At 61.9% G+C, this 17,434-nt stretch carries 17 protein-coding genes; 9 read left to right on the top strand and 8 right to left on the bottom strand.

The window, feature by feature from the left end:
- The 5 genes from asnB to LCM4577_RS15690 all read right to left on the bottom strand — a co-directional run bounded on the left by asnB (nt 1) and on the right by LCM4577_RS15690 (nt 6,717).
- Entirely contained in the window at nt 1-1,989 is a 1,989-nt protein-coding gene (asnB, locus tag LCM4577_RS15710) for an asparagine synthase (glutamine-hydrolyzing) (RefSeq protein ID WP_071072092.1), read from the bottom strand.
- On the bottom strand, nt 1,989-3,251 hold the full coding sequence (locus LCM4577_RS15705) for an O-antigen ligase (RefSeq protein WP_041005870.1): 1,263 nt from the start codon (nt 3,249-3,251) through the stop codon (nt 1,989-1,991). Before LCM4577_RS15705 ends, asnB begins: the two co-directional genes overlap by 1 nt.
- Nucleotides 3,248-4,459 (bottom strand): glycosyltransferase, encoded by a 1,212-nt coding sequence (locus LCM4577_RS15700; RefSeq protein ID WP_071072090.1) that lies wholly within the window; start codon nt 4,457-4,459, stop codon nt 3,248-3,250. The genes LCM4577_RS15705 and LCM4577_RS15700 overlap by 4 nt, the downstream gene beginning before the upstream one ends.
- A gap of 306 nt (nt 4,460-4,765) precedes the next feature.
- Nucleotides 4,766-4,996 (bottom strand): hypothetical protein, encoded by a 231-nt coding sequence (locus tag LCM4577_RS15695; RefSeq protein ID WP_040983669.1) that lies wholly within the window; start codon nt 4,994-4,996, stop codon nt 4,766-4,768.
- Between the two features lie 272 nt (nt 4,997-5,268).
- Nucleotides 5,269-6,717 carry a calcium-binding protein gene (locus LCM4577_RS15690; RefSeq protein WP_071072089.1) on the bottom strand — a complete coding sequence of 483 codons (1,449 nt, stop codon included), beginning with the start codon at nt 6,715-6,717 and terminating at the stop codon, nt 5,269-5,271.
- 409 nt (nt 6,718-7,126) lie between these two features.
- Between LCM4577_RS15690 and LCM4577_RS15685 the strand changes: the two genes are divergently transcribed.
- The 3 genes from LCM4577_RS15685 (at nt 7,127) to LCM4577_RS15675 (ending at nt 10,644) form a co-directional block, all read left to right on the top strand.
- The gene (locus tag LCM4577_RS15685; protein WP_071072087.1) at nt 7,127-8,875 is read left to right on the top strand and encodes a type I secretion system permease/ATPase; all 1,749 of its coding nucleotides are present in this window, start codon (nt 7,127-7,129) and stop codon (nt 8,873-8,875) included.
- On the top strand, nt 8,868-10,274 hold the full coding sequence (locus LCM4577_RS15680; RefSeq protein ID WP_116390073.1) for an HlyD family type I secretion periplasmic adaptor subunit: 1,407 nt from the start codon (nt 8,868-8,870) through the stop codon (nt 10,272-10,274). The genes LCM4577_RS15685 and LCM4577_RS15680 overlap by 8 nt, the downstream gene beginning before the upstream one ends.
- 238 nt (nt 10,275-10,512) lie before the next feature.
- Nucleotides 10,513-10,644, top strand: a complete 132-nt coding sequence (locus LCM4577_RS15675) for a hypothetical protein (protein WP_274535007.1) — start codon at nt 10,513-10,515, stop codon at nt 10,642-10,644.
- 463 nt (nt 10,645-11,107) lie between these two features.
- On the opposite strand, the gene LCM4577_RS15670 is transcribed toward LCM4577_RS15675, so the two are convergent.
- Nucleotides 11,108-11,458, bottom strand: a complete 351-nt coding sequence (locus LCM4577_RS15670) for a cytosine permease (protein WP_244508335.1) — start codon at nt 11,456-11,458, stop codon at nt 11,108-11,110.
- Nucleotides 11,459-11,836: 378 nt separating this feature from the next.
- Here LCM4577_RS15670 and LCM4577_RS15665 point away from each other — a divergent pair, with 378 nt between their 5' ends.
- The 4 genes from LCM4577_RS15665 to LCM4577_RS15650 all read left to right on the top strand — a co-directional run bounded on the left by LCM4577_RS15665 (nt 11,837) and on the right by LCM4577_RS15650 (nt 14,961).
- Nucleotides 11,837-12,274 carry a DUF2267 domain-containing protein gene (locus LCM4577_RS15665; protein ID WP_040984381.1) on the top strand — a complete coding sequence of 146 codons (438 nt, stop codon included), beginning with the start codon at nt 11,837-11,839 and terminating at the stop codon, nt 12,272-12,274.
- Nucleotides 12,275-12,294: 20 nt separating this feature from the next.
- Entirely contained in the window at nt 12,295-14,286 is a 1,992-nt protein-coding gene (locus LCM4577_RS15660; RefSeq protein WP_071072085.1) for a protein-L-isoaspartate(D-aspartate) O-methyltransferase, read from the top strand.
- 54 nt (nt 14,287-14,340) lie between these two features.
- Nucleotides 14,341-14,544, top strand: coding sequence for a hypothetical protein (locus LCM4577_RS15655; RefSeq protein ID WP_071030502.1), 204 nt, complete (start codon nt 14,341-14,343; stop codon nt 14,542-14,544).
- A 102-nt stretch (nt 14,545-14,646) separates the two neighbouring features.
- Complete coding sequence (locus LCM4577_RS15650; RefSeq protein WP_071030503.1) at nt 14,647-14,961, top strand: hypothetical protein; 315 nt, start codon at nt 14,647-14,649, stop codon at nt 14,959-14,961.
- A 607-nt stretch (nt 14,962-15,568) separates the two neighbouring features.
- On the opposite strand, the gene LCM4577_RS15645 is transcribed toward LCM4577_RS15650, so the two are convergent.
- On the bottom strand, nt 15,569-15,877 hold the full coding sequence (locus LCM4577_RS15645; RefSeq protein WP_041005856.1) for a hypothetical protein: 309 nt from the start codon (nt 15,875-15,877) through the stop codon (nt 15,569-15,571).
- A gap of 163 nt (nt 15,878-16,040) precedes the next feature.
- On the opposite strand from LCM4577_RS15645, the gene LCM4577_RS15640 reads away from it, so the two are divergent.
- Nucleotides 16,041-16,262, top strand: a complete 222-nt coding sequence (locus tag LCM4577_RS15640) for a DUF2934 domain-containing protein (protein ID WP_071072083.1) — start codon at nt 16,041-16,043, stop codon at nt 16,260-16,262.
- Nucleotides 16,262-16,396: a hypothetical protein gene (locus LCM4577_RS15635; RefSeq protein WP_274534954.1), complete on the top strand. Its 135-nt coding sequence runs from the start codon at nt 16,262-16,264 to the stop codon at nt 16,394-16,396. The genes LCM4577_RS15640 and LCM4577_RS15635 overlap by 1 nt, the downstream gene beginning before the upstream one ends.
- A 437-nt stretch (nt 16,397-16,833) precedes the next feature.
- Here the strand turns inward: LCM4577_RS15635 and LCM4577_RS15630 are convergent, their stop codons facing one another.
- Nucleotides 16,834-17,265, bottom strand: coding sequence for a hypothetical protein (locus tag LCM4577_RS15630; protein ID WP_040984377.1), 432 nt, complete (start codon nt 17,263-17,265; stop codon nt 16,834-16,836).
- Between the last annotated feature and the right edge of the window lie 169 nt (nt 17,266-17,434).

Raw genomic sequence — 17,434 nt, 5'->3', positions numbered from 1 at the left:
TCATACTCCTGCCATGTCGAGTTCGCGCGAGGAGGTCGCGGCTGGCGCTCGCCGCGTCTCATGGCGCCAGGCCTGAAACATCAAGGCCGACCACAATTCGCGCGAGCGATCCTGCCCTCGCATGTGATCGCGCCAGCAACCGTCCACTTTGGCGCTGTCCAGCACGCCGTCGCCGTCATGCCGGATATCGGCGAGAAGATCGGTCGCCCAGCTATGCAGCGGACCTCTCAGCCATGCGGCAACCGGAACGTCGAACCCTTGTTTCGGCCTGTTGATCAGCCGGTCCGGAAGATAACGCCGCAGCAGATTGCGAAGAATCCACTTGCCTCTGCCGTTGCGCACCTTTGCATCCGACGGCAGGCGCCAGGCGAACTCGACGACGCGGTGGTCAAGCAAGGGACTCCGGCCCTCAAGACCGTTGGCCATGGTGGCGCGATCCAGCTTCACCAGTATGTCGCCGGGCAAGTAGCCAGCCATGTCGTCGTAGAGAACGCGCGACAGCAATCCGTCGAGCTTCGGGGCGCCGGCGATCGATGAAGACTGATCTCGTCGCGTGAGGCTCGCGGTGGGTGACGTTACCAGCCGCTGATACAATTCATCTTCATGCCTGGCGCTGAGCAAGCCGGCGAAACGATTGAGCCGGTCGCTCCGCAGCATATGGCGCACATTTGCGGCAAGCGGGAGCCTGTCCAGGACATCCTCGCGCGCCGCACGGGCCAGCAAGTCCAAGCCGGTTGCCAGCGTGCGACGCACTGCGAGCGGAAGACTTTGCTGACGCTTCAGCCGATCCGCCATGAAGTGGCGGCCATAGCCGGCAAAGCACTCATCGCCACCGTCGCCCGACAGAGCGACCGTCACGTGCTGACGGGCGAGCCGCGCCACCAGCAGCGTCGGTATCTGGGATTCGTCGGCGAATGGCTCGTCCCATATCCGGGGCAGCTCCGGAATGACCTGGCGTGCCGCCCCAGGCGAAAGGTGAAGCTCCGTATGATCCGTGCCCAGATGTTTTGCCACCTCCGCGGCATAGCCGCTCTCGTCAAATCCCCCCTCGGCGAAGGCGATGGTGAAAGTGCGCACCGGACTTCTGGATTGAGCCTGCATCAGAGCCGCGACGGTGGAGCTGTCGATCCCGCCGGACAGAAAGCTGCCCAAAGGCACGTCGGCAATCATACGTTCGCGAACTGCGAGCCGAAGCAGCTCGTCGAGCTCATTGGTGAGATCGTCGTCACCGCCGGCGATCGGGTCCTCGCGGCCCTTCGTGGCAATTTCGGCCAGCGACCACCAGTGCTCGGCACGCTGGGAAAGCGATGCGGCGCTGCCCGCCTGTGCGAGATCCGCAGACCTGATAGAGAGCACGGAACCGGGCGGCAACTTGAACGCATTCCGCCAGATGCATGCCTGATCCGGCACCCACCCTTTCGAAAGCATAGCTTCGGCGGCCCCGAGATCGAGCTCGGGAGAGAAGTGCGGAAAGCACCTGATTGCCTTGAGCTCCGACGCAAAAACCAGGGCATGCCCGGCCAGGGCGACGTAGAGCGGTTTTTTGCCGATCCTGTCCCGGGCAAGGTGCAGGGTCTTGGTCTTCAGATCCCATAGCGCAAAGGCAAACATGCCTGCGCTGCGCCTCAGGGCAGGCTCAAGGCCCCACGTCTCAATGGCGCACAACAAGACTTCGGTATCGCCGGTCCCACGGAACTGTCGACCGGCGCTTTCAAGTTCGCGCCGCAGGTCGCGAAAATTGTAAATCTCGCCGTTGAAGGTGATCACGTACCGGCCGCTGGCGGAGAGCATCGGCTGTTGCCCCGCGCTCGACAGATCAACGATGGCAAGCCGCCGGTGGCCGAAGGCAATCCCGGCGTCGCGATCCACCCACAGCCCCTGGCCATCCGGTCCGCGATGCCGAAGCGAGGCTGTCATAAGCTCAATCGCTTCAAGCGACTTCGGGTCCATCTGCGCCGGCGAGATCAGAATTCCGGCAATCCCACACATCACGCCACCCTCACATGCTGGGGCCGAAGGCGAACCTCGGGACGCATTCCTGCGACAAGGCAGAACGTCAGCGCGAACCATACGATCGGGTGGCGGATGATCAGATGAGGCATGCTGAAGACGACCACCGAGGCAAGAAGAACCGAAAGCGCGTCGAACCGGCTGCGCCAGGCAGACATGGCGGCCGATGCGACGATCCAAATCAGGGCGAGGACCGCCACCAGACCGCCCTGAAGGTAGAGATCGAGTATTGTGTTGTGAGCTTCGAACGGTCGCTCCAGGAACTGCCTGTCCGCGACCGGTGGCCGCTCCAGGTGCGGACCGGGACCAAGGCCGAGCGACCAGGACTCCAGTCCCTTCTCGACCGCCTCGCCCCATAGAAAGACCCGCAGGTCAAATGTCTCCTCAGTCGCCTCGCCGCCTCCGTCCTTGGTGAGGCTCTTGGCGAACTGCGCCACGCTGCTCTCCTCGGCGGCGGCAAACGGCGCAACCGCGATCGCCAAGGGAACGGCGCCAACGATCAGCAAGAGCGCAATCTGCCGGGAAAGACTGGCTCGGTCAGAGGCGGAGGCGAACCATACCCTGAGCCGCAGTCCGAGAAACACGAGGCAGCTCAGAATAGTGGTGTAAAGATAGGTGTCGCTTTTGGTCAGCCGTCCGACATAGAAGATCGGGATAAGGCTCGATAGCGCGAAGAACTGGGCCCATCGGTTGTTGGTGGTCACCGCAAGGTGCAGAGCCAGTGGGCCGAAGACCGCGCAATAAAGCGCGAGTTGGTTGGGATTTTCCGACCAGCCGCGCAAGCGATCCCAATACCACGGATCTATCCCCGACTGATGGATCCAACCCCAGGCAAGCCCGAGTTGGACCATGAAAGCGCCGAAAGCGATTGCGATCACGCACCAGGCGCTGCGCCGAAGATGGGACTCGGCGTCGGGTTCCAGGGCGGCAAGACAGGTGACGCTCGCCAACAGCGCATAGGCCATCGCGTCGTGCGACAACCCTGTGAGGTAGAGCACGGTTGTGGAGTAGCCGACGGCGGTGCCGATCGCCAACGTCAACGACAGAAGCAACCAGAACTTCGCCAATTTTAAAAAGGCCGGCGTCGCCTCGATCGGGCCGCCTGCCAGTATCCGGCCGACGGACAGCACGATCCAGAGCACGAGGAACAGCTCACCGTAACCGAATGGCAAACCCGGTACCGATACCTGCGACGCGAAGGACAAGGCAACGCCCGCAGCGAGCAATGCATCCCTTATCATCGGCGCGCCTCGCCCAATCGGCGCTTGGCGACACGGTCTGCCGACGCGGAGTGTGCAAGACCGCCTCTGGCCTGAGTCGCCAGGACGCTCCTGTAGAGGTCGCAATACTGCTCGACCACTCCCGAAAGGGCAAAACGCTCTCTGACGAGCGCGGCGCTCCGGGCACCCATGGCTTTGGCGTGCGCGCGATCCGAGAGCAGGTCGACTATGCGATCCGCCAACGCATCCGGATCGCGCGGTGCAACCAGATAGCCGTTCCATCCATCCTGGACGACATCGGCGCAGCCTGGCATCCTTGAGGCTACGATGGGCAGGCCCGCTAGCCCTGCCTCCAGCAACACGCGAGGAATTCCCTCGCGGTATTCGGTTGGAAAGGCGAAGACGTCGGCCATGCCCAGGAGCGAAGGAATGTCCTGGCGTTTCCCCAACACGACGACTTTTGACCCAAGCCGCCGGATTTCCGATTCGTCGACCGCAAAGGGGCCTTCGGATTGCCACGGCCCAATTAACACGAAGCGCGCGTCTGGCCGTTTGGCGAGAACTTTCGGCACGGCCTTGAGGAGGGTCGGAATCCCCTTCTGCCGGGTCAGCCGGCCGACAAACATCACGACTTCAGCCGATTGAAGCCCTAGTTCCTGCCGCATTGTCACGGCGGACGGCCCAAGGTGTCTCGCAGCCGCGAATGCGCCAATGTCGATGCCGGAGCCGGCGATGAGACGCTTGTCGCTGTGTCCAAGCAGCCGATACCTTTCGAAGAACGTCCGATCGTCGTGGTTTTGGAACACTGTCGCTGCCGTCCAGAACGACGACAGCCACTGCAGCCCGCAGAAGATCGGCCGAAGCATCAACGCGCGCGGTGAATGCGATGAGAACGTCCAACCCAACCCGTTGATCGTGCGGACAATCGGCACTTGCCCTCGCACCGCGAGCGGGGTCAAGAGATTAGGCTTGGTGTCGAAACTCTGCACGATGTCGGGCCGCAACTCGACTATCAATCCGCGCAGCGCCCTGACCGTGCCCGCTTTCCCACTGCCGCTGCTGAAGCGGTCGAAGCCATAGCGTCTGTGCGCTATCCCATGTCTTAGGAATGAGGCGCCGTCGCAGGTCGAAACGGCAGTGATCTGGAAGCCCCTCTCACGCACCTCCATGAGGAATGGAATTCGCAGAGCGTGATCCTCGCCGCCGACGCAGACCAGGTGCGGCTTCATTTCGCCACTCCCCAAAAGCTGCGGTTCGCCAGCTGCCCGAAATGGCTGGAACTTGGATAGTCTTTCATGGTCCGCTGTCTTTGCGAGGAATGCGTCAGTCGACCATCAAAGCTAGGGGCACCCCCTGGACTTGTCCTCGTCTGTTCGAATGACGGGACCAGCCGGTTCCGCGTAGTGATCAGGGAAGTGGGTGTCGGAAACCGATGCGGGTTCGACGCGAATCTCCCAGCGGTTTACTGCTGCTGGACGCGAGATCTCTCGCTATCGGATGGGGAAAATAGAGAAAGCTGGCCGGGCGCCGAGGCTCTATGACGGCCCAGCGCGCGATACAAACTGCGGTCGCTCAATGACGGTGTATTCATACGCCCGGTGCCGTCGGTCTTCCTCAAAGACCCGTATCCATCGAACCTCGGAATTTCGCAGGGTAACGTCCCGATTGGTTGCAATCTTTGCGGCCCGGAAGGGCGTTGGCGCGACGATCTTGTGCGAGACAATCACCTTTCCGGCGAAAATCTCCTCGACCTCGTAGCTCGGCATGTCATCCTCCCGCGCCCTTGTCCCAGGCCTGTGAAACCTCGATCGCCGGAAAATGTTCCCGCAGATTCGAGAAAAAGGCGGGAGCCAGGCAAGCGGYACACGCGAGAGTTGACTTAGTTGGGATTCGGTCCGGCAAGCGGCAACTGAAGACCGCAGAGGAGAGGCCAACGGGCCAAGCCCTGTTGGTTTTGCAAGTTCCAGGAATGGCATGGAGGCCGGTTTCCGAGCCAGGCCGATAGGAGCGCCGGGCGCTCCTATCGGTAAGCCTCCTGTCAGGTCACAAGAAAGGAGTTCTCGCCCAGGTGCAGATGTGGCGAGAGACTGGCAAACTGGACCTGCGCATGGCCGCCGATCCCGTCGCTGTCGAAGGACAGCGCTCCTGTCGCGCTGTTGTAGATGATGTGATCGCTCGCATCATGTGCGCTGCGACCGGTATGGAAATCGCCGGTTGCGAGCGCGCCTTTCTGAAGCCCGGCGAATATGCCGTGGTCGAGATAGATCTTGTCCCGAGAGACATCGAAATCGGCGATCTTGTCGATGTTGTACTTTCCAAGCGCCGTGTCGAACACGAAGGCATCGTGTCCGCCATAGCCCTTCAACAGGTCAGACCCGCCACCGCCATTTATCTTGTTATCGCCGTTGTTGCCGAGGATCGTCTGGCCGAACTCGTTGCCCGTCAGATCGATAGCGGCCTTGCCGCGCGTGCTGGAGGTGGAAAGCTGCTCGACATGCGAGCCGGCGGACAGAGCATAGCTTACCGATGCCATCACCTTGTCGAAGCCGCCACCGTTGGCTTCCATGACTTTATCATGCGCGTTGTTGATATGATAAGTGTCGTTGCCCTTACCGCCATGGATTACATGATCGTTGTGGGAAGGATCTGTGCTCGTCGTCGGCGGCGTCGCGTCTGATGTTGTCGGAGCAGGCTCGGAGGTTGGCGGTGTCGGCTCTGTGGTCGCCGGCGGCGCCGACGAGGTCGAGCTGGCATTGTGCTGCCGGAACAACGCCTGCAGCTCCGGTGAATTCTCAAGCGCGGTGTCGCCGTTCTGGGAGCCCCACGCATAAGCGTAGTCGAACGCCGGCGACGGCACGAGCTTGGCCCAGTGATCCATCATCGTCTGCATTTGCGACGTGGTGGGCATGACGTGCTTTCCGCCCGTGTCGGTTTCCCAGCCGCCGCCGCCGAAGGTCTGGTAGACGGGAATGATCTTGTCGATCGGGATACCGGACTTCACGGCCGCGGCCACGGCCCTGTCGATCATGTCGTAGTCGACGCTGGTTGTGCCGGTGCGCACCGGATAGGGGTCAAGACCGTAATAATCGATACCGGTGTTTGCGGGATTGTAGGTGTTGGTGAAATCCGGATTGGTGGAAGACCCCATATTCATCATCGTGATGAAGGTCTTCGCGCCCGGAAAATGCGAGTGGATCCAGTCCGATTCCGCCTTCAGGTTTTCAGCGCTCGCATAAGTTCCCCATCTTCCGGTCGGATCCGGCTCGTCCATCAGGAAGAATCCGAAAACCTTCGAATTGTTGAGGAATGGAGTGACCTTGTCGATGAACGACTGGGTGACGCCATCATGGGCGCTGAGATAGACCAATCCCTTCATTCCGTCGGGAAGCGCGTTCACCTGGGAAAGGTACTGAACGTCGACCAGATTGAATCCGGCTGTTGCAACCTCGGCGGCCGAACCGCCCGATGCATAGTGCAAAGTTGCCATACTTGTTCCTTCTTGTAATTCGGCAACGCCCCCTGCACGGCTTGCCTAGACGAAAGGTATATTAGACAGAAATCACATACCGGTTTCACCGGTCAAAATAAGTGATCGGGTTCCGCTCCTTCCTCGGCGCCCTTCAAGAAAAGCTCAATGTTTTCAGTCAAATCTCGCTTCGTCGGTCGTGATATTATGAAAATTTTCTCCTGACATTATCCCCACTTTCCACCGATTTACTGCCCCGTTTTGGCACAGGGGTCACGATTTCGCTTCATTTGGATTAAAGTAGGCTACATTAGCGACGCTTCACGTCCGGCAATCGCTCGGACCAGGCATATCCATGCAGTCAAAGTTTCCCATCTCGGGCAGCGCCAACAAAGCCGCGCGGCTATCCGCGTGAAAAATCAGAAGGCAAATGAAGAGCAAGCAAGAATCCTCCTCCCTTTTACGGATCGCAATGTCGGACTGCGCTCAGGGCTTGTTCGGGGTTGGGCTTTTTTCAGCGGTGACAAACCTCCTGGCGCTGACCGGGTCTCTCTATATGCTTCAGGTCTATGATCGGGTGCTGCCGTCCCAGAGCGTTCCGACCCTCGTCGGGTTAACGATTGGAATGCTGGGCCTTTACGCGGCCTACGGGCTGCTCGACTTCGTGCGGCTTCGCCTGTTGGTCCGCATTGCCAGCCGGCTCTACAGAAATCTTCATCAAAGGGCGTTCGCGATATCGGTGCTTTTGCCACTCAAGGCGGGGCGGGAGGCGGACAGGCTCAATCCGCTGCGGGACCTTGATCACCTGCGTGGCTTCCTTTCGGGATCCGGGCCGACCGTCATATTCGACGCGCCCTGGATTCCCTTCTATTTGCTGGTCATTTATCTGCTGCACCCGTCGCTTGGCGCATTGGCGACGATCGGCGCCCTTGCTGTGGTGGCGCTGACCGCGGTGGCGGAGATCTTCGGCCGCGGGCCCGCCAGGCTGACATCCGAAGCGATGATCTCGCAGCGCGCTCTTGCCGAGTCCGGCCGCCGCAATGCGGAGGTCGTCCACGCGATGGGCCTCTCCTCCAGACTGGCCGGGCGCTGGAGCGATATCGTTCATAGCTACCTGGCGCATCAGGAGCGGCTCTCCGACATCATCGGAGGGACCGGTTCATTGTCGAAGGCGCTGAGGATGGCGCTGCAGTCTTCAGTGCTGGGCCTCGGCGCCTATCTGGTCATTGGCGGCGAAGCATCCCCCGGCGTGATCATCGCATCATCGATCTTGCTGGGCCGCGCGCTTGCTCCGGTCGATGCGGCGATCGCAAACTGGAAAGGCTTCCTGGCGACAAGGCACAGCTATTTCCAGCTCAAGGCTATGTTGGATTCGTTCGAAGACCCGGTCGAGCCCTTGGAATTGCCCCGGCCGCAAACGCGGCTGACTGTCGAGAGGCTGACGGTGGCGCCGCCCGGCACGCCCAAGCCGACCGTGCTAGATGTAAGTTTCCAGCTGTCCAGCGGCGCGGGCATGGCCATCGTGGGCCCAAGCGGTTCCGGGAAGACGACGCTGGTGCGAGCCTTGGTCGGCGCCTGGAAGCCGCTCAATGGCAAAGTAAGGCTGGACGGGGCCCCTCTCGATCAGTGGGCGCCGCATTCGCTCGGCGCTCATATCGGCTATCTGCCGCAGGACGTTGAACTTTTCGATGGAACCGTGGCGGACAACATCTCGAGGTTCGGCGGCAAGAGCGACCCCAAGGGCGTGCTCGCAGCCGCGAGAGCAGCAGGCGTCTATTCGATGATCATGCATCTGCCGGAGGGTTTCCAAACCCGCATCGGCGAAGGAGGCAGGGCCCTGTCGGCAGGCCAGAGACAATTGATCGGCCTCGCCAGGGCGCTCTATGGCGAGCCGTTCCTGGTTGTTCTGGACGAGCCTAACTCGAACCTTGATGTCGAAGGTGACGCGGCACTCGCCGGAGCGATTCTGGCTGTCCGTCAACGCGGAGGCATCGTGATCGTTGTCGCGCACCGCCCGTCCGCTCTCACCAACATCGACCAGGTCTTGGTGCTGGCCAACGGCATGGTCCGCTCCTTTGGCTCCCGCGAGGAGGTCTTGTCGAGCATGACGCGACCACCCGTTCCCGCCACCCATCGTCCGATCATTCCGACCCAGAGAGGTGTAAGCGGACATGCGTGACGTCCTGCCTCGCTTCGTGCCGGACATCCGTGACGTCCTGCCTCGCCTGTTTGCGGACCTGCGCTCCTATGCTGGCTTCGGTGCTGTTTCGCTCTCCCCGGGCGCGAACACGCTCAAGCCGCCCGGCAGCCTCGGCCCGAGCCTGGCTCTCGGCCTGGCGGTGACTTGCCTGCTGGTGGTTGGCGGAGGGCTGTGGCTCGGCTTGACCGAGATCGCCGGCGCCGTGATCGCCCCCGCGACCGTGGTGGTCGAAAGCAACACCAAGAAGGTGCAGCACCAGGCCGGCGGCACGATCAGCGGCATCTTTGCGCAGGATGGCGATCATGTCCGGGCGGGCGACGTGTTGGTCAGGCTGGATGACACGCTGGCACGCGCAAACCTCCAGATCATCAGCGAGGATTTCGATCGCGCCACAGCGCGGCTTGCCCGTCTCGAGGCGGAGCGACAGGGGCTGACGACAATGCAGCTTCCAGCCGCTCTTCAAGCGGAGATGAACAAGCCAAGCGTGGTGGCGCTGGTCGACGGCGAGCGCGCCTTGCTCCAAACGCGAGCTTCGGAATTGGCCGGCCAAAAGACGCTTCTTCGCAGCCAGACCGAGCAGATCCAGCGACAGCTCGAAGGCCTGAAGGCACAGCAGGCCGCGATGGACGAATCCGCGGCCTTGCTGGGCCGCGACCTCACCGATGTGGATGCTCTCTATTCCAAGAAACTGGTTTCGAAGGAGAGGCTCAGCAACGTCAGATTGGACGCGACACGGGCCAAAGGCGAGTCCGGACGGCTGGCGGCGGCCGTCGCGGAAGCGCAGGTCAAGATCACCGAAACCGAGTTGCAGGTTCTGCAGCTCGACGAGCAAAGGCGCAGCGAAGTGACAAAGGAGCTGCGCGAAACCGAAGCCAAGCGGACCGAGCTCGACGAACGCAGGATCGTGGCTCAGGACGAGCTCACCAAAACTGAAATCCGCGCCCCCCAATCGGGAACGATACAGCAATCCACCGTCCACACGATCGGCGGCGTAATCGCTCCCGGGGAACTGCTGATGACGATTGTCCCCGATGCGGACAATCTTGTCGTGGACGCGCTCATTCCGCCTGCGCGGGTGGATGACATTCAGCCAGGTCGACCGGTCTCGATCCGCTTCCCGGCCTTCGATGCCGGCACGACGCCCGCATGCCAGGGCGCGGTGAAGTGGATTTCCGCGGACCTGATCAAGGACCCGCAGCGCCAGCTCTCCTATTTCTCGGCACGCATCAGCGTCGAGAACAAGACCGGTTGCCTGAGGGATACGAAGGTGCTCAAGCCCGGCATGCCGGCCGAGGTTCATATAAGCACAGGCCAACGCAGTGTCTGGTCTTATCTGCTGAAGCCGCTCACCGACCAGATGTCACGCGCTTTCCGATAGGCAAGTCCAGGATGCAGTCCGGCGTTTCCGAAGGGACGGCCGAGCGGTAGCCGGTTGTGGGCGCATGAATCCGCCGTCGTGAACCCGAGCCCGCTTGCGTGAATGGTTCGGCCCAGACGCGAAACCGCCCGATCAAACAACGGCCGGACGCCATGTTGCCTGCATTGGCGCTGACCGTCAGGAACATTAGCTTGCTCTAAGGGTTCTCTCACCAAGTATCGCGCGCTCAGGTGGACCCATGGCCGAGTTGGCATTTGCGTTCGTGTATTATTCGGGGCTGACCGGCCACGACATGGTGGGCGCCGTCGTGTCTTTGATGGCTGGACTGCTTCTCTACAACGTTGTGCGCGAAGACCGGCAAAACCGATAGCCAACCGCAAACGGGGACCAACCGATCGGTGAGCGGCCCGGCTCGAAGCGGGGGGTGCCCACGAGCCGGGCCTGACCGGCGGGGGCACGGACTAGATACAGGACGCCGGCTGATATTCTTATATCGGCCTATGCTAAAGTAATCGCCATCCGAACGAAGGACGTTTGAACCAGCCGGCAGCAGGGCGCCAGGGCGTGCTAACTATGGGACGTCCATCAGTAGGAGCTGACACAATACCGGCTTATGGGCTCCATCACGGACCGGGACCGTCAGGTATCTTGGAGCTTGCCGTAAGTCATTTCGGCAATTGCGGTCTCGTGCAAAGTCTGGAGCGCTTCTCGGCCAGTTTAGGACTAATCAGTTCAAGTCATGGGTCGGTGCGCGGCTTTCCCCTGTTCGCATGACGAAATATTAGATTCACCTTATATGATGCGGTCAGCCGGCTGGACTCACAACTGCCCGGTTAGGCCCGGCGATCGCACGCCGCACACCCGACGGCGGCTGCCGGGCCGTCGGTCCATATGGCACAGAAGTTGATGCCGCGCCGCGTCCCCAGAAGGCCGAGCGCGCCGACGTAAGCGAACATGATGAGGTTGCCGATCCCCATCGCCCAGAGCGCGTTGCGGAACCCCATGCCGAGCACRAGGATGGATCCGGTCATCGCTCCTGTAATGATCATCGGGAACCCGATCCAGACGGTCGTCACCGAAAACGTGCTCCGCCTGGCGGAAATGGGAACGGGTTCGTGCTCGTATTCTTCGCCAAGGACGTGGTCGACTTCATCGAGCGTATCGATGTCCGTGGTCTTCGTCATTGCACCCTCCTGGGTCAATCGCGTTGCGTGACGGCCCGAGCGCTCGCAACTGACATCCGGCACGCCGCCGGCAATCTGTTCTCGACGCAGATGGTCGATGACCTCCAGCCTTCGCCTGTCAGCTAGCATGTGCCTCCTGATGCTAGGTAGTGACGCCGCTTTGACCCGTCGGCAAATGTCCCGATTTGGGCCGGAAGCGGTACGCCAACTTGCGGGGTGTTGGGCTGAAAGCAGACTCTGGCGCCTCTGCCGATGAGGACGGTTTCCAGAATTTCCGGGCAGCCAATCAAAACATTGCCAAACGGACGAAACAATAACTCCGGTAGCGTGTTCTGTCTTCGATGGGCGTGTGGGCATTTTTCTCATCTGGAGGCGATGATGAGCTCTAATGGCCTCGACGTTTTCGACAAGACGATACAGACCACCAATATCTGGCTGAAGGAGATCATGGATGATCTCGGGCCCGATCGGCAGTTGGCGTGGCATACCCTCGGCGTCGTCCTGCGGACCTTGCGCGACAGGCTGCCGCCGGATCTGGGAGCCAATCTCGCCGCCGAGTTGCCGCTCCTGATCCGCGGAGCCTATTACGATCAGTACAACCCGTCCGATCAGCCAAACCGCGACCGATCTATCGACGAGTTTCTGGACCCGGTTGCGGACGCATTGAAGGCCACGCGCCCGGTCGATCCCGGCGATGCGGCGCGCGCGGTATTCAAGACACTTGTCCATCATGTCGATCTCGGCCAATCGGCCAAGGTGCGCGCCGCCCTGCCCAGCGACATTCAGACGCTTTGGCCGGGCAGCGTCGGCGCATAGGCGGGACGGAGGGAATTCCGGTGCTTGATCTTTCGCGAGAGCGCCGCCGCATGGTCGACGTTCATCTCGGTCGTCGCGGCATCCGTGACAGGGAGATCCTGGCGGCGATGCGCGAGGTTCCGCGCGAAGCCTTCGTCGAACCTGGCTACGAGGAATTCGCCTATGAAGACGGACCGTTGCCGATCGCGGAAGGGCAGACCATATCGCAGCCCTACATCGTCGCCTTCATGCTGGAAATGGCACAGATCCGCCCCGGCGACCAGGTGCTCGAAGTCGGCACCGGATCTGGCTACGCAGCCGCGGTCATGAGCCGCGTCGTCGACCATGTCTACACGATCGAACGCCATGCGGCGCTGGCCGAAGTCGCGCGGCGGCGTTTCCAAAACCTTGGCTATGGCAACATCGAAGTGCGGACCGGCGACGGCACAAGGGGCTGGCCCGAAGCGGCGCCCTTCGATGCCATCGTGGTGGCTGCGAGCGGACCGGGTGCGCCGCTGGCCTTGCAGCAACAGCTCGATGTCGGCGGCAGGCTGGTTATTCCGGTCGGCGACGATGCCGACGAGCAGCGGCTGCTCAAGGTAACCCGCACCGGCGCATCGACTTACAGCGAGGAGGATTTCGGCGGGGTGCGCTTCGTCCCGTTGATCGGCGAACAGGGCTGGCGGGAGGAAAGCCGCCCACGGATTGCCCGCACGATACCGCTTGCCCGCCCGCACAGCCTGCCGGAGATGATCGCGGCGGCGGCCGAGCCGCTTTTGGACTTCGACGACCCCCGCTTCGCCGAAGCGTTCGACCGGTTTGCGGACCGGCGGGCCGTCCTGCTCGGCGAGGCCAGCCACGGCACGTCCGAATTCTACCGGGCGCGCGCGGCGATCACCAGAAGGCTGATCGAGAGGCATGGCTTCACGATCGTCGCGGTCGAGGCCGATTGGCCCGATGCCGCCGCGATCGACCGCTATGTCCGCGGCCGCGGCGCCTCGCCTGGCGCCGCTCGGCCGTTCCAGCGCTTTCCAACCTGGATGTGGCGCAACACCGACGTCGCGGCATTCGTGGAATGGCTGCGCGAGCACAATGACAGGGTCAAGGCATTCCAGCCGCAAGCAGGCTTCTATGGCCTCGATATCTACAACATGCGCGGCTCGATCGCCGCCGTCCTGGACTATCTCGACCGCGTTGACCCGGAAGCGGCAAGAGTTGCGCGGGAGCGCTATGGCTGCCTGACGCCGTGGCAGACCGAACCGTCGACCTATGCCCGGGCCGCGCTGACCAAGGGCTATCGCGAATGCGAGGAAGCGGTCCTCGAACAATGCCGCGACATGCTTGCAAGGCAGCTCGACCATGCCGGCCAGGACGGCGAGGACCTTTTCGACGCCGCGCAGAACGCGCGGCTCATTGCCTCCGCCGAGCGTTATTACCGCACTATGTATTACGGCGGATCGCAATCCTGGAATTTGCGCGACACGCATATGTTCGAAACGCTGGAACACATTCTCGACGCGCGGGGACCGAACGCCAAAGCCGTGGTGTGGGCGCACAATTCCCACATCGGCGATGCGCGTTACACCGAAATGGGAATCTCGCGCGAGGAAGTGAATATCGGCCAGCTCTGCCGGCAGCGCTTCGGCGATGCCGCCGCACTCATCGGCTTCGGCACGCATGCAGGCACAGTCGCCGCGGCAACCGACTGGGACGGTGAGATGGAAATCAAGTCGGTGCGGCCTTCGCGCGAGGACAGCTACGAGCGGCTCTGCCACGACGCCGGCATCGACCGGTTCCTGCTCGACCTCGGGCGCGACCCGAAGCTGCGCGACCGTCTGACCGAGCGCCGTCTGGAGCGCTTCATCGGCGTGATCTACCGGCCGGAGACCGAATTGCACAGCCACTATGCCGACGCTTCGTTGGCCCGGCAGTTCGACGCCTTCGTCTGGTTCGATGAAACCAGCGCCGTCACGCCGCTCGGCCCCGGGCACGCCGCTGAAGGCGTGCCCGAAACCTATCCGTTCGGCGTTTGACGCCGGAACATTCGGCGCCGCCTCCGGTTCGGAAAGATACAGCGAGGAACAGCCATGAGCGGAAACCAGCACCCGAAATCGAAAAAACCGAGCGACGCCGACATGGGGAACGATCCCGGCATCGGCACCTCCAAGGGCACCATCAAGGAAGGCGACGAATTGGAGCATGGTGAGAACACGGTCGAGGGAGATGTCGAAAACGACACCACCTCGGCAGGCGGAATCAACCCGCGCCAGAAAGTCCGCACGAACAAATAACCTCAATTGTTCCTCATGCCCACAGACAGGTAAACTGGAACAACGGCTGGAATCTCTTGTTTGACTCACATCGCAATCGGGCGATCAAACAGGAGACTCCCCATGATTAAGCTTCTCTCGGCTTCGGCCGTCGCAATCATCCTCGCCACATCCGCAATGGCACAATCCGGCGGCTCGGGCACCGGAACCGGCGGTAACGGGACCGGTGCCACGACGGGCACCAATGGCACAGGCACCATGACGGGCACCGGCAACAATAACGGCAATGGCGGCAAGGTCGATCCAAACGCCACAAACAGCACCACGACCAAGCCCAACGGGTCCAGCGATCGATGCAAGGACGCCGCCGGCAACGACATCGACAACAACACCGCTAGTGGCAACACCACATCCAACATGCAGAATTGCAACAAGTAGGCCCTCGCCTTCGCGCAGGCGAAAGGCCCGCCTGGACGGCGGGCCTTTCTTCGCTCACGATCTCGCGGTCAGGCCGTTCCGGCTTACATTCCTCGGTCCGGAACATAGAGGCAGAAGGAGTGCTGCGATCCGGCGTCGCCGCCCGGCTTGCATTCATGAAAATATTCGTCTCGGGATCGCTTGATGCGGTGATCGGTGTAGGGGATCAGTTCCCCGGTCGAGAGTTGGTAGCCGTATTTCGTCTCCTTCACATCCGAGGGCGGGGCCTGGTAGCAATCCACCCCGGCGCAGCAGGAAGGATCGTACTGCCAGCCTGCCGGGGCTTGGTGCGCCGATGCAGGGACGCAGAGAAAACCTGCCAGGACACTTACAGGCAAAACCAGGCATGCCTTCGATCGGCGCCAATTGGATGAACGGCACGCCACCGCGCCCGTCCATTTGTGGAAATGTCCGCTTGAAGCTGTTCCGTTCATCGTCGGTCCGCCGTGCTTGCCGCAACCCCGGGTAATTCCGGGGTCTCACAATCCACCGCCGGGATGCAGGGACGCCGGCGGACGGCGCTACCGAACTTGGAAGTCAAAGCTATGTTCCATGCGCCGGGCTCCGCTCATTCCGCCACATGGGCGCCGGGCTGACGGCCGCGCCTGTGCGCCTTGGCATCCCCGGAATGCTCGACGGCCACCGAGCCGGCTCCCGAACTCTTTCCGGTAGCTGGGTTGGGCCGGCGCGGTGGGTTGCGGCCCTCGGATTGACGGGTCTTGTCCTCTACCTCACCTTGTCGCCGGGTAAGACCCATGCCCTCGCGAGGCTTTTCGTTCTCGGCGGCATCCTGCGAAAATTGGTCGGCGGGATCCGGACCGGTATTGACAGGATATTTCGTGGCGCCGGTCTCGCGGCGGTTCCGATCGTCGTCCATCACTCATCTCCAGTTTACGTCAATGGATAACACCTGGGATAACACCGGCGCGACGGCGACGTTCCCGAAAGCGCCTCCAAACCCAACCGTGACGGAACAAACCCACTGCCACCCGATTAGGCGCAACAGCGCCGGTTCAGGCACCAAGCGAAGGAGGTTCATCATGGACAGGGAAGAACGGATTCGCCAACGCGCCCACGAGATCTGGGAACGGGAAGGTCGCCCCGAGGGACGCGAACAGGAACACTGGGACCAAGCCGTGCAGGAGATCGAGTCGGAAAGCTCGGAAGCCGAGCGTGGTCCAGTGGCGCCAGATCCCGCCGTTGGCGTCGGCTCTGACCCGGCCGCCAACAGGCCAGGCGGCGGAAGCGTGTCGGCCCGCTGATGCGTCGTATCATAATTGCACTCGGCATTCTGGTGATCGCTCTGGTCGCCATCTGGGTCTGGGCGGACCAGAACAGCAGACGTCCAGGCGGCAGCCAGCAACCCTCGCCGCACGCCATAGACCAGAATGGCTGAGAACAAGGGCTATCCACCGCTTGGCGGTATCGGCCGTACCGCCTTGCCAGCGAGACACCGGATGATCAATTCCCGGTGTTCTCCGCTTCCCGCTTCAGCTTGGCGGCCTCGCGGTCGAGTGCGCTCGGGTGATTGCCGTATTTCAGGATGAGAGCCAAGGCCAATCCGCTTGGAATACCGGCTCTTTGCGCGAGATCGCGAACACGTTTGGCATTTTCCCGCTCGTTATCGTATCTGGAGGCTTGGCCATACGATGTCAGGTCATGGTTTCCGGCCTACCCCGCCCGGGCGCCGAACTGCGGGCCTGCGGAATCGTTCCATGCGGCCTGATCCGATCGATGCGCATGGACGAAACGTCCATGTGTCAGACGCACTGATATCGGCGCGGCGTCGTGGGCACTGTGCCGCCGGCGACCTGCGTTCGCCGGTGACGAGCTTCAGTGCAAGAGGCGGCTTCTGAGCCAAGCGAAGAACCGGTTGCCGTTTATCAGCCTGCGGACCCGCGCCGCAGCCCAGTTGGCCTGCATCGTCGCTCCCGCATGGCAGCTGCAGACGACGTCATGCAACTGCCAATCGGAGAGTTCGAAAAAGCGCTTCGCCTCTCCATAGGTATCCGATTGCAATCCGGCCGCGCGCAGCAGCGGATCATCGAACGCAACCGCGAGCGGGGACCCGTCCGCCCGCACCCGTTCGCGAACTTCAGGATCGACATATTCGGTTCCCGTGAGGGCCGAGAGGCACCGCAGAGGATTTCGCTCGAGCAATTCCGCCCACCGCTCGATCCGCTGCGCTCTTGTTGCCAGAGGAACCAATCCAAGCCGGTCGACGACGGCCACTGATTGTAGTTCATATGAGGTTTGATGCTTCATTGCTGTCTCCTGTGGTTGTGGCGGCGACATCTGCACAGCGCACGGCAGATCCTGCCGGGGCATGAAGCCCACGCCTGCGGGACAGACGCGGCCCGATCAGGTGTTGCCACCGATCTCACCAGACGCCATTAGGCATCTGCAGCGAAACCCAAACTGCGAGCGATCTTCT

This window comes from Mesorhizobium sp. LCM 4577, from assembly GCF_001854795.2.
Lineage (GTDB): Bacteria > Pseudomonadota > Alphaproteobacteria > Rhizobiales > Rhizobiaceae > Mesorhizobium > Mesorhizobium plurifarium.
Note: the sequence above shows the minus strand (reverse complement) of the source record. Positions and strands in the feature narration are given on the sequence as shown.

Coding starts and splice junctions, on each gene's coding strand:
- LCM4577_RS15690 (WP_071072089.1), bottom strand. CDS start 6,717: ATGGCAACTTTGCACTATGCATCGGGCGGTTCGGCCGCCGAGGTTGCA.
- LCM4577_RS15665 (WP_040984381.1), top strand. CDS start 11,837: ATGAGCTCTAATGGCCTCGACGTTTTCGACAAGACGATACAGACCACC.
- LCM4577_RS15655 (WP_071030502.1), top strand. CDS start 14,341: ATGAGCGGAAACCAGCACCCGAAATCGAAAAAACCGAGCGACGCCGAC.
- LCM4577_RS15695 (WP_040983669.1), bottom strand. CDS start 4,996: ATGCCGAGCTACGAGGTCGAGGAGATTTTCGCCGGAAAGGTGATTGTC.
- asnB (WP_071072092.1), bottom strand. CDS start 1,989: ATGTGTGGGATTGCCGGAATTCTGATCTCGCCGGCGCAGATGGACCCG.
- LCM4577_RS15680 (WP_116390073.1), top strand. CDS start 8,868: ATGCGTGACGTCCTGCCTCGCTTCGTGCCGGACATCCGTGACGTCCTG.
- LCM4577_RS15640 (WP_071072083.1), top strand. CDS start 16,041: ATGGACAGGGAAGAACGGATTCGCCAACGCGCCCACGAGATCTGGGAA.
- LCM4577_RS15675 (WP_274535007.1), top strand. CDS start 10,513: ATGGCCGAGTTGGCATTTGCGTTCGTGTATTATTCGGGGCTGACCGGC.
- LCM4577_RS15705 (WP_041005870.1), bottom strand. CDS start 3,251: ATGATAAGGGATGCATTGCTCGCTGCGGGCGTTGCCTTGTCCTTCGCG.
- LCM4577_RS15685 (WP_071072087.1), top strand. CDS start 7,127: ATGAAGAGCAAGCAAGAATCCTCCTCCCTTTTACGGATCGCAATGTCG.
- LCM4577_RS15700 (WP_071072090.1), bottom strand. CDS start 4,459: ATGAAGCCGCACCTGGTCTGCGTCGGCGGCGAGGATCACGCTCTGCGA.
- LCM4577_RS15650 (WP_071030503.1), top strand. CDS start 14,647: ATGATTAAGCTTCTCTCGGCTTCGGCCGTCGCAATCATCCTCGCCACA.
- LCM4577_RS15630 (WP_040984377.1), bottom strand. CDS start 17,265: ATGAAGCATCAAACCTCATATGAACTACAATCAGTGGCCGTCGTCGAC.
- LCM4577_RS15645 (WP_041005856.1), bottom strand. CDS start 15,877: ATGGACGACGATCGGAACCGCCGCGAGACCGGCGCCACGAAATATCCT.
- LCM4577_RS15635 (WP_274534954.1), top strand. CDS start 16,262: ATGCGTCGTATCATAATTGCACTCGGCATTCTGGTGATCGCTCTGGTC.